Here is a 13,792-nt window from a genome sequence, read left to right as displayed (position 1 = left end):
CCCGACAGCTTCAGCGCCCCTTGAACTCGCCCGGGCGGCGTTCGAGCATCGCCCGGACGCCTTCCTGGGCATCTTCGGAGCCCAGCAGGCGCTTGGCGACCACGGACAGGTTGCGGGCGGCTGCTTCTTCGCCTTCGCTCACCGTCTGGCGCGCAGAGGCGAGGGTGGCCTGGATGCCAAGGGGCGCCTGGGCGGCCACCCGTTCGGCCAGCCAGAGTGCGCGGGGCATCAGTTCTTCACTGGCCAGCACCTCTTGCACCAGGCCTAGGCGGTAGGCCTCGTGGGCGTCGAATTCGTCGCCGGTCAGCAGCCAGCGCATGGCATTGCCCCAGCCCGCGGCCTGATGCAGGCGCAGGGTGGCGCCGGCGAAGGGGAAGATGCCGCGTTGCACTTCCATCTGGGCGAAACGGGTGTTGCTGGCGCACAGGTTGATGTCGGCCGCCAGCATCAGTTCGATGCCGATGGTGAAGCAGTAGCCCTGCACCGCCAGGATCAGCGGCTTGGACAGGCGCTTGCCGCCGAAGGTGCCCCAGGGGTCGACCGCGCCATCGGGCAACTGCCAGCCATTCCTGAAGGTTTCGGCGACATTGGCCAGGTCCAGCCCCGCGGTGAAGTGCTCGCCATGGGCGAACACCAGTGCGCAGCGCGCCTCGTCGTCACGCTCGTACTCGCCCAGCGCCGTGACCAGGTCGTCGAGCATCGCCTGGTCGAAGGCGTTGCGCTTGGCGGTGCGGTCCAGTCCGAGCAGCAGGACGTGGCCGTGTTTCTCACGGCTTACGCGGCCAGGGGTGGCTTGGGTCATGGGGTGGGTCCTTTGGCGTGGGAGGGGCGGGGGCATGGAGGATATAGCCGGAGCGCCGGCCCTTGTCCACGGGTGGATGACCGTCCGGCGGCGTTGATGACGAACGTGTGAAAAACCCGCGCGACGGTCAGCTTTTTCCGGTATGATTCGCGCCGGCCTTAAACGGCCCCGTTCAGGAACTGCATTTTTCGAGGCATTCGCCTTCGGCTGCACCGTCCGCTACGCGGACTACCCTTGACGTTACATCCATATCAATAAGCAACTCGCAAATTCTCTCCCAGGCTGCCAGGGTGACCCACAAGGTCTTTCGGCATATGCAGCTCTGGGTTTGGGTCTTTGCGGATGCACATGAGGCAGACCCATGACCCAGGATATCGGCGGATTCGCCGCGCTCGGACTTCATCCCAATGTTCTCTCCGCCATCACGGCAGTGGGCTATGAAGAGCCATCCCCCATCCAGGCCCAGTCGATTCCGGTGATCCTCGCCGGTCACGACATGATTGGCCAGGCCCAGACCGGTACCGGCAAGACCGCAGCCTTCGCGCTGCCCATCCTTTCCCGTATCGATCCGGCCAAACGTGAGCCGCAGGCGCTGATCCTGGCACCGACCCGCGAGCTCGCACTGCAAGTCGCCACCGCTTTCGAAACCTACGCCAAGCAGATGCCCGGCCTGAGTGTGGTCGCCGTATACGGCGGCGCGCCCATGGGCCCGCAGCTCAAGGCCCTGCGCCAGGGCGCCCAGGTCATCGTGGCCACTCCCGGCCGCCTGTGCGACCACCTGCGCCGTGACGACCAGATGCTCGCCACCGTGCAGCAACTGGTACTGGACGAAGCGGACGAAATGCTCAAGCTCGGCTTCATGGACGACCTGGAAGTGATCTTCCAGGCGCTGCCGGAAAGCCGTCAGAGCGTGTTGTTCTCCGCCACCCTGCCGCCGTCGATCCGTTCGATCGCCGAGCGTCACCTGAAAGAGCCGCAGCACGTCAAGATCGCCGCCAAGACCCAGACCGTGGCCCGCATCGAGCAGGCTCACCTGATGGTCCACGCCGACCAGAAGGTCGGTGCCGTGCTGCGCCTGCTGGAAGTCGAGGAATTCGACGCCCTGATCGCCTTCGTGCGCACCAAGCAGGCCACCCTGGACCTGGCCTCCGCCCTGGAAGCCAAGGGCTACAAGGCTGCCGCGCTGAACGGCGACATCGCCCAGAACCAGCGTGAGCGCGTGATCGAGTCCCTCAAGGACGGTCGCCTGGACATCGTCGTCGCCACCGACGTCGCTGCCCGTGGTATCGACGTACCGCGCATCACTCACGTACTGAACGTGGACATGCCGTACGACCCCGAGTCCTACGTGCACCGTATCGGCCGTACCGGTCGTGCCGGTCGCGAAGGCCGTGCCCTGCTGCTGGTTACCCCGCGCGAGCGCCGCATGCTGCAGGTGATCGAGCGCGTGACCAACCAGAAGGTCGCCGAAGTACGCCTGCCCAACGCCCAGCAAGTGCTGGATGCGCGCATCAAGAAGCTGACCACCGGCCTCGCGCCCCTGGTCGCCGATGCCGAAGCCACCCATGGTGAGCTGCTGGATCGCCTGATCGCCGACATCGGTTGCAGCCCGCGTGCCCTGGCCGCAGCCCTGCTGCGCAAGGCCACCAATGGCCAGGCGCTGAACCTCGCCGACGTCGAGCGCGAGCAGCCGCTGGTGCCGAGCGCCTCGCAGCCGCGTGAGCGTCGCGAGCGTGATGGCGAGCGTTCCTCGGGTGAGCGTGGCGAGTACCGCGAGCGTCGTGCTCCGCTGCCGCTGACCGAAGGCCGCGTGCGTTGCCGCACCGCGCTAGGGACCCGCGACGGCATCGCCGCGAAGAACCTGCTCGGCGCCATCCTCAATGAGGGTGGCCTGGCACGTGACGCCATCGGTCGTATCCAGATCCGCGAGACCTTCAGCCTGATCGAGCTGCCGGAAGACGGCCTGGATCGCCTGCTGGGCAAGCTCAAGGACACCCGCGTCGCGGGCAAGTCCCTGAAGCTGCGCCGCTACCGCGAAGACTGATCAGCGCCTGACGAAAAAGCCCCGCAAGAGCGGGGCTTTTTTATGGGTGGTGGTTAAGTGGTTGGCGCTTTTGCAGGGGCGAATTCATTAGCTCTCTACCACCTCCACCGCATGGGTTTCGCTTCGCTCTACACCATCCTACGAAAGCCGCCACCACGTGCTGGGTTGGTGCGTATATCAATGTGAGTATTCGAGCGAAGAAAGTTGGAGCAGCCGCCAAACGCCCCTTCCCAGGAGGCCGAGCGAATCGTCGTGTAAGGGGTTGAGCGACATGGATGTCGCGAGAGCGATGTCGGGCCAGGGATGGCCCGTCAGCGCGTGCCCCTGGAACGATGATGGAGCGAGGGGAGTCTGGCGAAGCCAGACCCGTATGGAGGGGCAAGTTTTTTGGTTCCTTTTCAACGATTGGAAAAGGGACTCGCCCGGGTGGGCGAAACCAGAAGCACCAGCAAAACTCGGCAATCAGCTGGGCTTAGATCCTCTGGCAACACTTAACGCAGACAGAGCCAATACATTGGCCCAAGGCTGCAGGGCAGCCCCTGGGGTTCAGCCGAACCTATAGATATCCATCCCCAGCGCGCCGAGGGTGAAGCCGCTGTGCTCCACCTTGAAATCCCCACCGGCGCCCCGGGCGAAATACAGCGGCAGCAGGTGTTCGTCGCTGGGGTGGCTGCGGCGGGCGTGGGGAGCCTGGGTGCGGTAGTCGTGCAGGGCCTGCTCGTCGCCGGCCTCCAGGCGTTCCACCATCCAGTCGCGGAATTCCAGGGCCCAGGGGGTGATCACTTCCGGCCCGGCGCGCCAGTTCAGCTCGCCGAGGTTGTGGGTGATGCTGCCGGAGCCGATCAACAGGACGCCGCGCTCGCGCAGGGCGGCCAGGGCGTGGCCGATCCGGGTCAGGAAGGCGGGGCCCAGGCGGCTGGGCAGGGACAGTTGCAGCACCGGGATATCGGCTTCGGGGTACATCAGCGTCAATGGCACCCACACGCCGTGATCCATGGGCCGCTGCGGGTCGATGGCGGCCTCCAGGCCGTTGTCGCGCAGCAGTTGCTGCACCTCCCTGGCCAGCTCCGGGGCGCCGTGGGCGGGGTACTGCACCGCATGCAGCTCGGGGGGGAAGCCGTAGAAGTCGTGCCAGGTCTCCAGCTGCGTGCCGCCGCTGATCGCCAGGCGTTCGCTTTCCCAGTGGGCGGACACCACCAGGATCGCCTCCGGGCGCGGCAGTTCACGGGCCAGTCGCGCGAGGGCGGGACCGCTGGCACCGGGTTCGAGGGCGAGCATCGGGGAACCATGGGAGATGAAAAGACTGGGTAGCATTGGGCACTTCCTCCGTTAGGATGAGCGCCATATTCGGGGCTGGACGTATCGACATCCAGCATAAATTCTTGAGTGTTCCTATCGAATCGGCAGGTGGATTGTGCACGAGAGTTTCTGGCAGGACAGATGGGCCAACGACCAGATCGGTTTTCATCTGGATGAGGTCAACCCTTACCTGCAGCAGTATTGGTCGTCGCTTGGCCTGGCCCAGGGCTCGCGGGTGCTGGTGCCGCTGTGCGGCAAGAGCCTGGACCTGGTCTGGCTGGCTGCCCAGGGCCATCGGGTGCTGGGTGTGGAACTGGCAGAGAAGGCGGTGACGGACTTCTTCGAAGAGCAAGGGCTGGTGCCCGAGGTGAGTGAGGAGGGTGCCTTGCGCCGTTACCGCGCGGGCGGCATCGACATCCTCCATGGGGATTTCTTCGCCCTGGACGCGCAGGAGGTCGCGGACTGTGGCGGGCTCTACGACCGCGCCGCGCTCATCGCCCTGCCGCCGGAGATGCGCGAGCGCTATGTGGCGCATCTGCAGGCGATACTGCCGGCCCATTGCGAGGGGCTGGCGGTGACCCTGGAGTACGACCAGCAGCGCCTCGACGGCCCGCCGTTCTCGGTGCCGGAAGCGGAGGTGCGCCAGCGCTTCGAGCCGCTTTGGAGCGTGGAGCTGCTGGAGCGCCAGGACGTGCTGGAGAAGAACTGGAAGTTCGCCTCCCGTGGGCTGGACGCGCTGTTCGAGCCGGTGTTCCGCTTGCGCCGGCCCTAATGGTTTATTGCGGGCATGAAAAAGGCGGCCGATTGGCCGCCTTTTTCGTTTGCCGTGTATCAACCGCGGCGGCGCAGGGCCTCGATGCGGTCTTCCAGGGGCGGGTGGCTCATCAGCAGGCCGGCGAGGCCGTTCTTCAGGCCGCCGTTGATGCCGAAGGCGGTGAGGCTGTCGGGCATCTGCACCGGCACGCCCTGTTCGGCACGCAGGCGCTGCAGGGCGCCGATCATGGCGTTGGTGCCGGCCAGCTGGGCGCCGGCTTCGTCGGCGCGGTATTCGCGTTTACGCGAGAACCACATGACGATGATGCTGGCGAGGATGCCCAGGACCAGCTCGGCGAAGACGGTCGCCACGAAGTAGCCGATGCCGTGGCCTTCCTCGTTCTTCAGGATCACCTTATCGACGAAGTTGCCGAAGATGCGTGCGAAGAACATCACGAAGGTGTTCACCACGCCCTGGACCAGCGCCAGGGTGACCATGTCGCCGTTGGCCACGTGGCCGATCTCGTGGGCCAGAACGGCCTTCACTTCATCGGGCGAGAAGCGCTCCAGCAGGCCCTGGCTCACGGCGACCAGTGCGTCGTTGCGGTTCCAGCCGGTGGCGAAGGCGTTGGCCTCGTAGGCGGGGAAGATGCCGACTTCCGGCATCTTGATCCCGGCTTCGCGGGACAGTTGCTCCACGGTCTGCAGCAGCCACTGTTCGTGGCGGGTGCGGGGCTGGGTGATGATTTCGGTGCCGGTGCTCATCTTCGCCATCCACTTGGAGATGAACAGCGAGACCAGGGAGCCGGCGAAACCGAACACGGCACAGAACACCAGCAGGCTGCCGTAATTCTGGCCGGTGAAGCGGTCTACGCCCAGCAGCTTGAGGGTGATGCTGGCGATCACCAGGACTGCAAGGTTGGTGGCCACGAACAACAGGATGCGCATCATGGTTAAAGCGGTCTCCTCAGGGAAAGACGGTGTAATGCGGGGTTATATAAGGTGCGCCAGGGGCCTATTCAACCTGGGCTCTATTTCAAACTGTGTCGCCTACGGCGTTGCCGGCTCCGGCGAAGAGCAACCGGGTGAGGCGGGCGGTGCGTTCGCTGTTGCGGCTGGCCAGCGCTTCGCGCAGCTGGTGGGCGAGGGTTGAGTGAACCCGGCGCACGCTGGGTGGCAGTTCGTCGTCGCTGCGCACGACGTGGGGCAGGGTGCGGGACAGGCGCAGGAAGCCTTTTTCGCTGAGCACGGCCTGGTCCAGCGCCTCGTAGCGAATGGCGCTTTCGTAGCGGATGTAGCCCTCCTCGGCCAGCCAGATCAGGGCCCCGAGGCAGCTCTGGTGGCGCTTGCTGGGCAGGCCGAACTCGTCCGGTTCCTCGTGGCCGATCAGGTCCTCGATATAGAGGGCGACCTTGCGCGGGAAGGCCTGGTAGAGCATCAGCATGCCGGCCGCGCAGTCCTTGTAGAAGTCGTCTATCTGCAGGTCCATGGTCACAGCGCCCTGGCGATCAGCGAGGTGGGCAGCAGCGGCAGCAGGCGGCCGATCAGGGCCCAGGGCCAGCCGGGTACATAGGCGCTGCGCGTGCGTTTCTCGATGTGTCGGGCGATCAGTGCGGCGCCTCGCTCGACGTCGATGAGGAAGGGGCGGGGGCCGGCATCCTGGTTGATCGGCGTGTCGATGTAGCCGGGCAGCAGCAGGGTGGTGGCGATGGGGCTGCGGTGCAGTTCCAGCTCCAGGGATTCCATGTAGCTGATCAGCCCGGCCTTGCTCGCGGAGTAACCCGCGGTGGCGGGCAGGCCGCGCTTGCCGGCGACCGAGGCGATGGCGATGAGATGGCCGTGGCCCTGCTCGCGGAACAGCTCGGCGGCGGCATCCAGGCAGGCGATGGCGCCGAGCAGGTTGGTTTCCAGGGTCTGCCGGTAGCGCTCGAAACGGCCGCTGCCGGCCTTGCCCGCGAGGCCCATGCCGGCATTGGCGATCAGCCCGTCGAGGCCACCCAGGGCGTTCTGCGCGAGGCCTACGGCGTCCTTGCAGGCGGCGTAGTCGGTGACGTCCAGCGGCAGCACGGCGATGGTGCGGCCGTACTGGCTGCGCAGTTCCTCGGCCAGTTGCTGCAGGGTTTCCTCGCGCCGCGCGGCGAGGGCGAGGTCATACCCCTGGCTGGCGAGGCGCCGGGCCAGGGCCATGCCGATGCCGGAGCTGGCACCGGTGAGCAGGTAGCGTCTGGCCTGGCCCATGCTGGCGTTCCTTACTGGCGATAGGATTTGAGGAAGTTGCCGATGCGGCCGATGGCCTGCTCCAGGTCGTCGACGCGGGGCAAGGTGACCACGCGGAAATGGTCCGGCCACGGCCAGTTGAAGGCGGTGCCCTGGACGATCAGCAGTTTCTCGGAGAGCAGCAGGTCGAGGACGAACTTCTCGTCGTTGACGATGGGGCAGACCTTCGGGTCGATGCGCGGGAAGGCGTAGAGCGCGCCCATGGGTTTGACGCAACTGACGCCCGGGATGTCGTTGAGCAGCTCCCAGGTGCGGTTGCGTTGCTCCAGCAGGCGGCCGTTGGGCAGCACCAGGTCGTTGATGCTCTGGTAGCCGCCGAGGGCGGTCTGGATCGCATGCTGGCTGGGCACGTTGGCGCACAGGCGCATGTTGGCGAGGATGTCGATGCCTTCGATGTAGCTCTGCGCACGCTGCTTGGGCCCGGAGATGGCGACCCAGCCGGAGCGGAAGCCGGCCACGCGGTAGGACTTGGACAGGCCGTTGAAGGTCAGGCAGAGCACGTCCGGCGCCAGGGAGGCGGTGGAGATGTGCACGGCTTCGTCGTAGAGGATCTTGTCGTAGATCTCGTCGGAGAAGAGCACCAGGTTGTGCTGGCGGGCCAGCTCGACCATCCCCTCCAGCAGCTCCTTGGAATACACGGCGCCGGTGGGGTTGTTGGGGTTGATGATCACCATGGCCTTGGTGTTCGGGGTGATCTTGGCCTTGATGTCTTCGAGGTCGGGGAACCAGTCGGCCTGCTCGTCGCACAGGTAGTGCACCGGCTTGCCGCCGGCCAGGCTCACGGCGGCGGTCCACAGCGGGTAGTCGGGCGCCGGGATCAGCACCTCGTCACCGTTGTTGAGCAGCGCCTGCATGCACATGACGATCAGCTCGGACACGCCGTTGCCGAGGTAGATGTCCTCGATGCCGATGCCTTCCACCTGCTTCTGCTGGTAGTACTGCATCACCGCCTTGCGCGCGCTGAACAGGCCCTTGGAGTCGCTGTAGCCCTGGGCGGTGGGCAGGTTGCGGATCACGTCCTGGAGGATTTCCTCCGGGGCTTCGAAACCGAACGGCGCCGGGTTGCCGATGTTCAGCTTGAGGATGCGATGGCCTTCCTCTTCCAGGCGTTTGGCGTGCTTGAGCACGGGCCCGCGGATGTCGTAGCAGACGTTGGCGAGCTTGTTCGATTTGCTGACCTGCATGGTTGTTCGTGTCCCGATCTGAGGAAACTGCGCCTTGGCAGCCTGTAACGCCGCTGCCAGACTGGCGTCTAAAGCCACGCATGATACGTGCGGCCCGATGACCGGAAAAGGTACTGGTCGGGCTTTTTTCCGTAGCCGAGGTGACCCATGGAAAAGCTGGACAAACCCCTAGAATCCTGGCGTGAAGAGCTGAGCGAAGCGCAGTTCCACGTCTGTCGCCTGGGGGGCACCGAACGCCCCTTCACGGGGGAATACAACGGCACCAAGACGCCGGGTATCTACCACTGTTCGTGCTGTGGGGCGGCGCTGTTCGACTCCGATGCCAAGTACGACTCCGGCAGCGGCTGGCCGAGCTACTTCCAGCCGGTGGATGACGTCTCGGTGGCCGAGAAGGAAGATTTCAGCCACGGCATGCACCGTATCGAGGTGCGTTGCGCCCGCTGCGACGCTCACCTCGGCCACGTGTTCCCGGATGGCCCGCGCCCGACCGGGCTGCGTTACTGCATCAACTCGGTGTCGCTGAAGCTGGTGCCGCGCGAAGCCTGATCCATAAGGCCCGCTAATGAGCGGGTCTTTTTTGTGGCAATTAAATTGCGTGCAATTTAATTGCAAGCTATCTTCCTGCCGTCATTCCTTCCTCCAGGTGAAAGTCCATGAGCAGCAAGCTTTTCGATATCCCCGTCACCACCATCAAGGGCGAGCAGAAGACCCTCGCCGACTTCGGCGGCAAGGCCGTGCTGGTGGTCAACACCGCGAGCAAGTGCGGCTTCACCCCGCAGTACAAGGGGCTGGAGAGCATCTGGCAGCAATACAAGGACAAGGGGCTGGTGGTGCTCGGCTTCCCTTGCAACCAGTTCGGCAAGCAGGAGCCGGGCGATGAGGGCGCCATCTCCGAGTTCTGCGAATTGAACTTCGGCGTCAGCTTCCCACTGTTCAAGAAGATCGACGTCAATGGCGCCGACGCCCACCCGCTCTACGTCGAGCTGAAGAGCCGCGCGCCGGGCCTGCTGGGCAGCAAGGGCATCAAGTGGAACTTCACCAAATTCCTGATCGATGGCGAAGGCCGCGAGGTCAAGCGTTTCGCGCCGACCACCAAGCCGGAAGACCTGGCCACCGAGATCGAAGCACTGCTGAAATGACCCTGCCAGCCCTGCCCGACGCCGACCTGCTGCTGGATAACCAGCTGTGCTTCAAGCTGTACGCCGCGTCGCGCGCAGTGATCCGGGGCTACCGGCCGATGCTGGAGCAGCTCGGCCTGACCTACCCGCAGTACCTGGTCATGCTGGTGCTCTGGGAATGGCATGCCAAGCCGCCCGAGCAGCCCACGGTCAAGGCCCTGGGGGAGCGTCTGATGCTGGATTCCGGCACCCTTACGCCACTGCTCAAGCGCCTGGAGCAGCTTGGCCATGTGCAGCGCCGCCGGGCGGCCCATGACGAGCGCGAGGTGCACCTGGCGCTGAGTGAAGCGGGTATCGCGCTGCGCGAGCAGGTATCGGCATTGCGCACCGAACTGCTGTGCAGCAACGGTCTGGACCTCAACGAGATGGTGGAGCTGCGCGGTCGCCTGGCCGAGCTGCTCGGCCGCTTCACTGGGCTGGCTGGGTAGTCGGCAGCCAGTTGTCCAGCAGGGCGACCAGCTCTTCACGGCGGAAGGGCTTGGCCAGGTAGTCGTCCATGCCGGCGGCGCGGCAGCGTTCGCGTTCGTCCGGCAGGGCGTTGGCGGTCAGCGCCACCACGGGCAGGCCCGGCCAGTTGCCGCTCTGACGGATGCGCCGAGTGGCTTCATAGCCATCCATGATCGGCATGTTGCAGTCCATCAGCACCAGGTCCACCGGGTGCTCCGCGAGCATCTGCAGCGCTTCACCGCCGTGGGCGGCGACCAGCACCTCACAACCCAGCTTGCCGAGCATGCCCTTGGCCACCAGCTGGTTCACCGCGTTGTCTTCCACCAGCAGCACCCGTGCCGAGCGCGCCAGCCGTTGCTTGGGCGTGGGGCTGGGCGCCGGCTCGTCCGGCAGCTGCTGCAGGCTGCGGCGCAGTGCCTGGTAGAGCGCCGAGCGGGCCAGCGGCCGTGCCAGTTGCTGCAGCGGCGCCAGGGGCGTGGCCTGCTCGGCCTGGATGAAGTTGCCGTAGCCGGTGATCAGCAGGATCGGCGCCGCGCTCTCGTCGCGCAGACGCTGCAGTTGTTCCGGCGAGTCGGTGATGATCTGGTCGAACACCTGGCCTGCCAGGCTGGTATCGACATCGCTTCGTTGGTAGTTGATGCCCCAGGCCGGCAGCCAGGTCTTCAGCAGTTCGGCCAGGCCGCTACCGGCGGCGCACAGCGCGATGACGCGCCCCTGCAGCGCCGGTGCCGGCGTGGCATCGGCATGGCTGGCCAGCGGCAGCTCGGCACTGAACAGGCTGCCGATGCCTTCTTCGGAACGCACTTGCAGCGTGCCGTCCATGGCTTCGCAAAGCCGACGGGTGAGGGCGAGGCCGAGGCCCGTGCCACCGAACTGCCGGGTGATGCCGGCGCCGGCCTGGGCGAAGGGCTGGAACAGCTTGGGCATGGCATCGCTGGAGATGCCGATGCCGGTGTCGCGGACGCCGATCAGCACACCCTCGGCGGTGGGCGTGACGCGCAGGTCGACGCGGCCGAAGCGGGTGAACTTGAGGGCGTTGGACAGCAGGTTGCTGACGATCTGGCGTACGCGGGTCGGGTCGCCCACCACCAGGGCCGGTAGGCGCGGGTCGATCAGGCAGCTCAGCTCCACGCCCGGGGCGGCGTTCTGCGACAGCAGGCTGGCGGTGTCTTCCACCAGCACGCCGAGGTCGAAGGGGATGGCTTCCAGCTCCAGCTGGCCGGCCTCGAACTTGGACAGGTCGAGGATGTCGTTGAGCAGTTCCACCAGCACGTTGCCGGAGTCGTGGGCGATGGTGAGCTGCTGGCGTTGCTCGGCGTTCAGCGGGCTGTCCAGGGTCAGGGCGAGCATGCCCAGCAGGCCGTTGAGCGGGGTGCGGATCTCGTGGCTCATGTTGGCCAGGAAGGCGGCACGGGCCTGGGCCGTTTCAATGGCGTGGGTGCGGGCCATGTCCAGCTCCTGGTTGGACTGGCTGAGGCGGCTGTTGGTGGCCTTCAGTTCGGCGGTGCGCGCCGAGACGATGTTCTCCAGCTCCGCCAGGTACTGGGTGAGCCTGTCTTCGGCGTCGCGGCGTTGCTCCATCTCGGCGAAGAGGTTCGCCAGTTGCCGGTTGATCACGTCCACCAGGACGCCGATCTCGTCCTGCTCGTGGCCGGGGGGGCAGGGCAGGCGGTTGTCCACCGGGCTGCGCGAGTCGCCTTCGCTGAGGGCACGGATCAGCCCCACCAGCGGCTTGGTGAGCATGCTGTAGAAGAGCACCAGGAGGATCAGCGACAGCAGCAGGCTGCGCACGAACCCGGAGATCAGGGTGAGCATGGAGCGCCGCAGGAAGTGGTTGCCGAAGGCGAAGGTGTCCACTTCCAGGCGCAGCAGGCCCAGGGTTTCCGCAGGGGCGTGGGCGATGTAGAGCGGGTCCTGGAAATCCCGGCGCTCACCGAAGAGGAAGTCGCTGAAGATGCGGTAGTCGCTCTCGGTGCGCGGGCGGCTGACGCTGGCGAGCACGGTGCCGCTGTTGTCGATGATCTCGGCGCGGATCACCGCCGGCGAACGCAGCAGCCCCAGCACCAGTTCCTGGGCCAGTTCGGCGTCGATGTTGTAGGCGATGCGGGCGGCGGGGTTGTGGCTGATTTCCAGCAGCGCATTGATCTCGCGCTCCAGCGAGGCGTTCTCGCTGGCGTAGTCGATGCCGACCTGAATGATGCTGAGAAGGGTCCCGAGTACGAACGCCACCAGCACGGTGATGCTGGCCTGTTTGAACGACAGGCGTTGGGTTAGCGGGATATCCATGGGCGTGAAGATTTGGCCTTGTTCCGTGGGCTTGCCAAGCATAGCCTATCCCACCTGCTGACAGCCCGGCTCTCCGAGCTGAACCAAGGAGTTTATTGTGGATTCCCGTTTGATCGACTTCCTGGAGCGCGCCGACGCGGTACTCGCGCGCCTCGATCCCCTGCTGCCGGCGCTGCGCCCGGCCATCGACTGGCAGGACTGTATCGCCGCCCGCTGGCACCGCGAAGGGCGCGGCGGTTACCTGCAACCCCTGCAGGTGAGCTTGGATCTCAACCTCACCGATCTGATCGGCGTCGATGCCCAGCGCGAGCAGCTGGCGCGCAACACCCGCCAGTTCGTCGATGGCCTGCCGGCCAACCATGCGTTGCTCTGGGGCGCCCGTGGCACGGGTAAATCCTCCCTGGTGCGTGCGCTGCTGGCCGAGCACGCCGGTGCCGGCCTGCGCCTGATCGAGATCGAGCGCGACCACCTCGCCGACCTGCCGCGCGTGGTGGAGCAGGTGGCCAAGCTGCCGCAGCGCTTCGTGATGTTCTGCGACGACCTCTCCTTCGAAGCCGGTGAAGGCGATTACCGCGTACTCAAGAGCGTGCTCGACGGCTCGCTGGAGCGCGCGCCGGACAACGTGCTGCTCTACGCCACCTCCAACCGCCGCCACCTAGTGCCGGAGAAGCAGAGCGACAACGAGCATTGGCAGATGGTCGACGGCGAGCTGCACCCCAATGAGGCGGTGGAAGACAAGATCGCCCTGTCCGATCGCTTCGGCCTCTGGTTGTCCTTCTACCCCTTCACCCAGGAGCACTTCCTTGCCGTGGTACGCCATTGGATCGAGACCCTGGCGCCCCGTGACCTGGCCTGGGAATGGAATGAAGAGTTGGAAAAAGCGGCCATCCGCTGGGCCCTCGGGCGTGGCAACCGCAATGGCCGTTGTGCCTATCAATTCGCCCGCCAATGGGTTGGCCGGGCGCTGCTGGAGACTTCCCGATGATCGACCTGCAACAGGCCGGTGCCGGCCTCGAGGGCTATGCCCTGCTGGCCGCCCAGCTGGAGTCGTTGCTCGCCGACGAGCGCGACTTCATCGCCAACGCCTCGCAATTCTCGGCCTTCCTCTATAACGAGCTGCCGGAGCTGAACTGGGCGGGCTTCTACCTGAACAAGCAGGAGCAGCTGGTGCTCGGCCCCTTCCAGGGCAAGGTCGCCTGCGTGCGCATTCCGTTCAGTCGGGGTGTGTGTGGCGCCGCCGCGCGCACCCGCGAGACCCAGCGCGTGGAGGATGTGCACGCCTTCCCCGGGCATATCGCCTGTGACAGCGCCTCCAACAGCGAGCTGGTGGTGCCCCTGGTGAAGGACGGTGCGCTGATCGGTGTGCTCGACCTCGACAGCCCGAGCGTTGGCCGCTTCAGTGAGGCGGACCAGGCCGGCATCGAGAACCTGGCGGCGATCTTCCTGCGCCTGACCGACTGCTGATCGGTCGCGCCATGAAAAAGCCCGGCAAGTGCCGGGCTTTTTCGTTTCTGCGGGGCAG

The 13,792-nt window shown here is 65.8% G+C and carries 14 protein-coding genes; 7 read left to right on the top strand and 7 right to left on the bottom strand.

Features of this window, described 5'->3' with window-relative positions; genetic code table 11:
- Positions 1-10: 10 nt before the first annotated feature.
- Positions 11-802, bottom strand: coding sequence for a crotonase/enoyl-CoA hydratase family protein (locus RTW82_RS07705; RefSeq protein WP_316924748.1), 792 nt, complete (start codon positions 800-802; stop codon positions 11-13).
- A 361-nt stretch (positions 803-1,163) separates the two neighbouring features.
- On the opposite strand from RTW82_RS07705, the gene RTW82_RS07700 reads away from it, so the two are divergent.
- A complete protein-coding gene (locus RTW82_RS07700; RefSeq protein WP_316924747.1) occupies positions 1,164-2,846 on the top strand; it encodes a DEAD/DEAH box helicase in 1,683 nt (560 codons plus the stop codon).
- A gap of 546 nt (positions 2,847-3,392) precedes the next feature.
- Here the strand turns inward: RTW82_RS07700 and RTW82_RS07695 are convergent.
- Positions 3,393-4,160 carry a class III extradiol ring-cleavage dioxygenase gene (locus RTW82_RS07695; RefSeq protein WP_316924746.1) on the bottom strand — a complete coding sequence of 256 codons (768 nt, stop codon included), beginning with the start codon at positions 4,158-4,160 and terminating at the stop codon, positions 3,393-3,395.
- A 100-nt stretch (positions 4,161-4,260) separates the two neighbouring features.
- Between RTW82_RS07695 and RTW82_RS07690 the strand changes: the two genes are divergently transcribed.
- On the top strand, positions 4,261-4,917 hold the full coding sequence (locus tag RTW82_RS07690) for a thiopurine S-methyltransferase (RefSeq protein WP_316924745.1): 657 nt from the start codon (positions 4,261-4,263) through the stop codon (positions 4,915-4,917).
- Positions 4,918-4,976: 59 nt separating this feature from the next.
- Here RTW82_RS07690 and htpX read toward each other — a convergent pair whose 3' ends face one another.
- The 4 genes from htpX to RTW82_RS07670 all read right to left on the bottom strand — a co-directional run bounded on the left by htpX (position 4,977) and on the right by RTW82_RS07670 (position 8,359).
- A complete protein-coding gene (htpX, locus tag RTW82_RS07685; RefSeq protein WP_316924744.1) occupies positions 4,977-5,849 on the bottom strand; it encodes a protease HtpX in 873 nt (290 codons plus the stop codon).
- Between the two features lie 85 nt (positions 5,850-5,934).
- Positions 5,935-6,387: a hypothetical protein gene (locus RTW82_RS07680; protein WP_316924743.1), complete on the bottom strand. Its 453-nt coding sequence runs from the start codon at positions 6,385-6,387 to the stop codon at positions 5,935-5,937.
- A gap of 2 nt (positions 6,388-6,389) precedes the next feature.
- Entirely contained in the window at positions 6,390-7,136 is a 747-nt protein-coding gene (locus tag RTW82_RS07675; RefSeq protein ID WP_316924742.1) for an SDR family NAD(P)-dependent oxidoreductase, read from the bottom strand.
- 11 nt (positions 7,137-7,147) lie between these two features.
- Positions 7,148-8,359, bottom strand: a complete 1,212-nt coding sequence (locus tag RTW82_RS07670) for a pyridoxal phosphate-dependent aminotransferase (RefSeq protein ID WP_021217363.1) — start codon at positions 8,357-8,359, stop codon at positions 7,148-7,150.
- A 147-nt stretch (positions 8,360-8,506) separates the two neighbouring features.
- On the opposite strand from RTW82_RS07670, the gene msrB reads away from it, so the two are divergent.
- The 3 genes from msrB (at position 8,507) to RTW82_RS07655 (ending at position 9,965) form a co-directional block, all read left to right on the top strand.
- Entirely contained in the window at positions 8,507-8,905 is a 399-nt protein-coding gene (gene msrB / locus RTW82_RS07665) for a peptide-methionine (R)-S-oxide reductase MsrB (protein ID WP_021217362.1), read from the top strand.
- A 107-nt stretch (positions 8,906-9,012) separates the two neighbouring features.
- Positions 9,013-9,498: a glutathione peroxidase gene (locus tag RTW82_RS07660; protein ID WP_184488809.1), complete on the top strand. Its 486-nt coding sequence runs from the start codon at positions 9,013-9,015 to the stop codon at positions 9,496-9,498.
- Complete coding sequence (locus RTW82_RS07655) at positions 9,495-9,965, top strand: MarR family winged helix-turn-helix transcriptional regulator (RefSeq protein WP_316924741.1); 471 nt, start codon at positions 9,495-9,497, stop codon at positions 9,963-9,965. The genes RTW82_RS07660 and RTW82_RS07655 overlap by 4 nt, the downstream gene beginning before the upstream one ends.
- On the opposite strand, the gene RTW82_RS07650 is transcribed toward RTW82_RS07655, so the two are convergent.
- Complete coding sequence (locus RTW82_RS07650) at positions 9,946-12,270, bottom strand: response regulator (protein WP_316924740.1); 2,325 nt, start codon at positions 12,268-12,270, stop codon at positions 9,946-9,948. The genes RTW82_RS07655 and RTW82_RS07650 overlap by 20 nt on opposite strands.
- A 97-nt stretch (positions 12,271-12,367) precedes the next feature.
- Between RTW82_RS07650 and RTW82_RS07645 the strand changes: the two genes are divergently transcribed.
- Together RTW82_RS07645 and RTW82_RS07640 are read left to right on the top strand one after the other, a co-directional pair.
- On the top strand, positions 12,368-13,255 hold the full coding sequence (locus RTW82_RS07645) for an ATP-binding protein (protein WP_021217358.1): 888 nt from the start codon (positions 12,368-12,370) through the stop codon (positions 13,253-13,255).
- A complete protein-coding gene (locus RTW82_RS07640; protein ID WP_021217357.1) occupies positions 13,252-13,734 on the top strand; it encodes a GAF domain-containing protein in 483 nt (160 codons plus the stop codon). The genes RTW82_RS07645 and RTW82_RS07640 overlap by 4 nt, the downstream gene beginning before the upstream one ends.
- Positions 13,735-13,792 lie beyond the last annotated feature (58 nt).

It is taken from the genome of Pseudomonas sp. zfem005 (assembly GCF_032621735.1).
GTDB classification, from domain to species: Bacteria; Pseudomonadota; Gammaproteobacteria; order Pseudomonadales; family Pseudomonadaceae; genus Metapseudomonas; species Metapseudomonas solani.
The sequence above is the reverse complement of the archived record's forward strand: the minus strand, read 5'-3'. Positions and strand labels throughout refer to the sequence as shown.

What these genes read in the sequence shown, in the direction of transcription:
- RTW82_RS07705 (WP_316924748.1), bottom strand. Translation starts at nt 802, where the DNA reads ATGACCCAAGCCACCCCTGGCCGCGTAAGCCGTGAGAAACACGGCCAC.
- RTW82_RS07700 (WP_316924747.1), top strand. Translation starts at nt 1,164, where the DNA reads ATGACCCAGGATATCGGCGGATTCGCCGCGCTCGGACTTCATCCCAAT.
- RTW82_RS07695 (WP_316924746.1), bottom strand. Translation starts at nt 4,160, where the DNA reads ATGCTACCCAGTCTTTTCATCTCCCATGGTTCCCCGATGCTCGCCCTC.
- htpX (WP_316924744.1), bottom strand. Translation starts at nt 5,849, where the DNA reads ATGATGCGCATCCTGTTGTTCGTGGCCACCAACCTTGCAGTCCTGGTG.
- RTW82_RS07680 (WP_316924743.1), bottom strand. Translation starts at nt 6,387, where the DNA reads ATGGACCTGCAGATAGACGACTTCTACAAGGACTGCGCGGCCGGCATG.
- RTW82_RS07675 (WP_316924742.1), bottom strand. Translation starts at nt 7,136, where the DNA reads ATGGGCCAGGCCAGACGCTACCTGCTCACCGGTGCCAGCTCCGGCATC.
- RTW82_RS07670 (WP_021217363.1), bottom strand. Translation starts at nt 8,359, where the DNA reads ATGCAGGTCAGCAAATCGAACAAGCTCGCCAACGTCTGCTACGACATC.
- msrB (WP_021217362.1), top strand. Translation starts at nt 8,507, where the DNA reads ATGGAAAAGCTGGACAAACCCCTAGAATCCTGGCGTGAAGAGCTGAGC.
- RTW82_RS07660 (WP_184488809.1), top strand. Translation starts at nt 9,013, where the DNA reads ATGAGCAGCAAGCTTTTCGATATCCCCGTCACCACCATCAAGGGCGAG.
- RTW82_RS07655 (WP_316924741.1), top strand. Translation starts at nt 9,495, where the DNA reads ATGACCCTGCCAGCCCTGCCCGACGCCGACCTGCTGCTGGATAACCAG.
- RTW82_RS07650 (WP_316924740.1), bottom strand. Translation starts at nt 12,270, where the DNA reads ATGGATATCCCGCTAACCCAACGCCTGTCGTTCAAACAGGCCAGCATC.
- RTW82_RS07640 (WP_021217357.1), top strand. Translation starts at nt 13,252, where the DNA reads ATGATCGACCTGCAACAGGCCGGTGCCGGCCTCGAGGGCTATGCCCTG.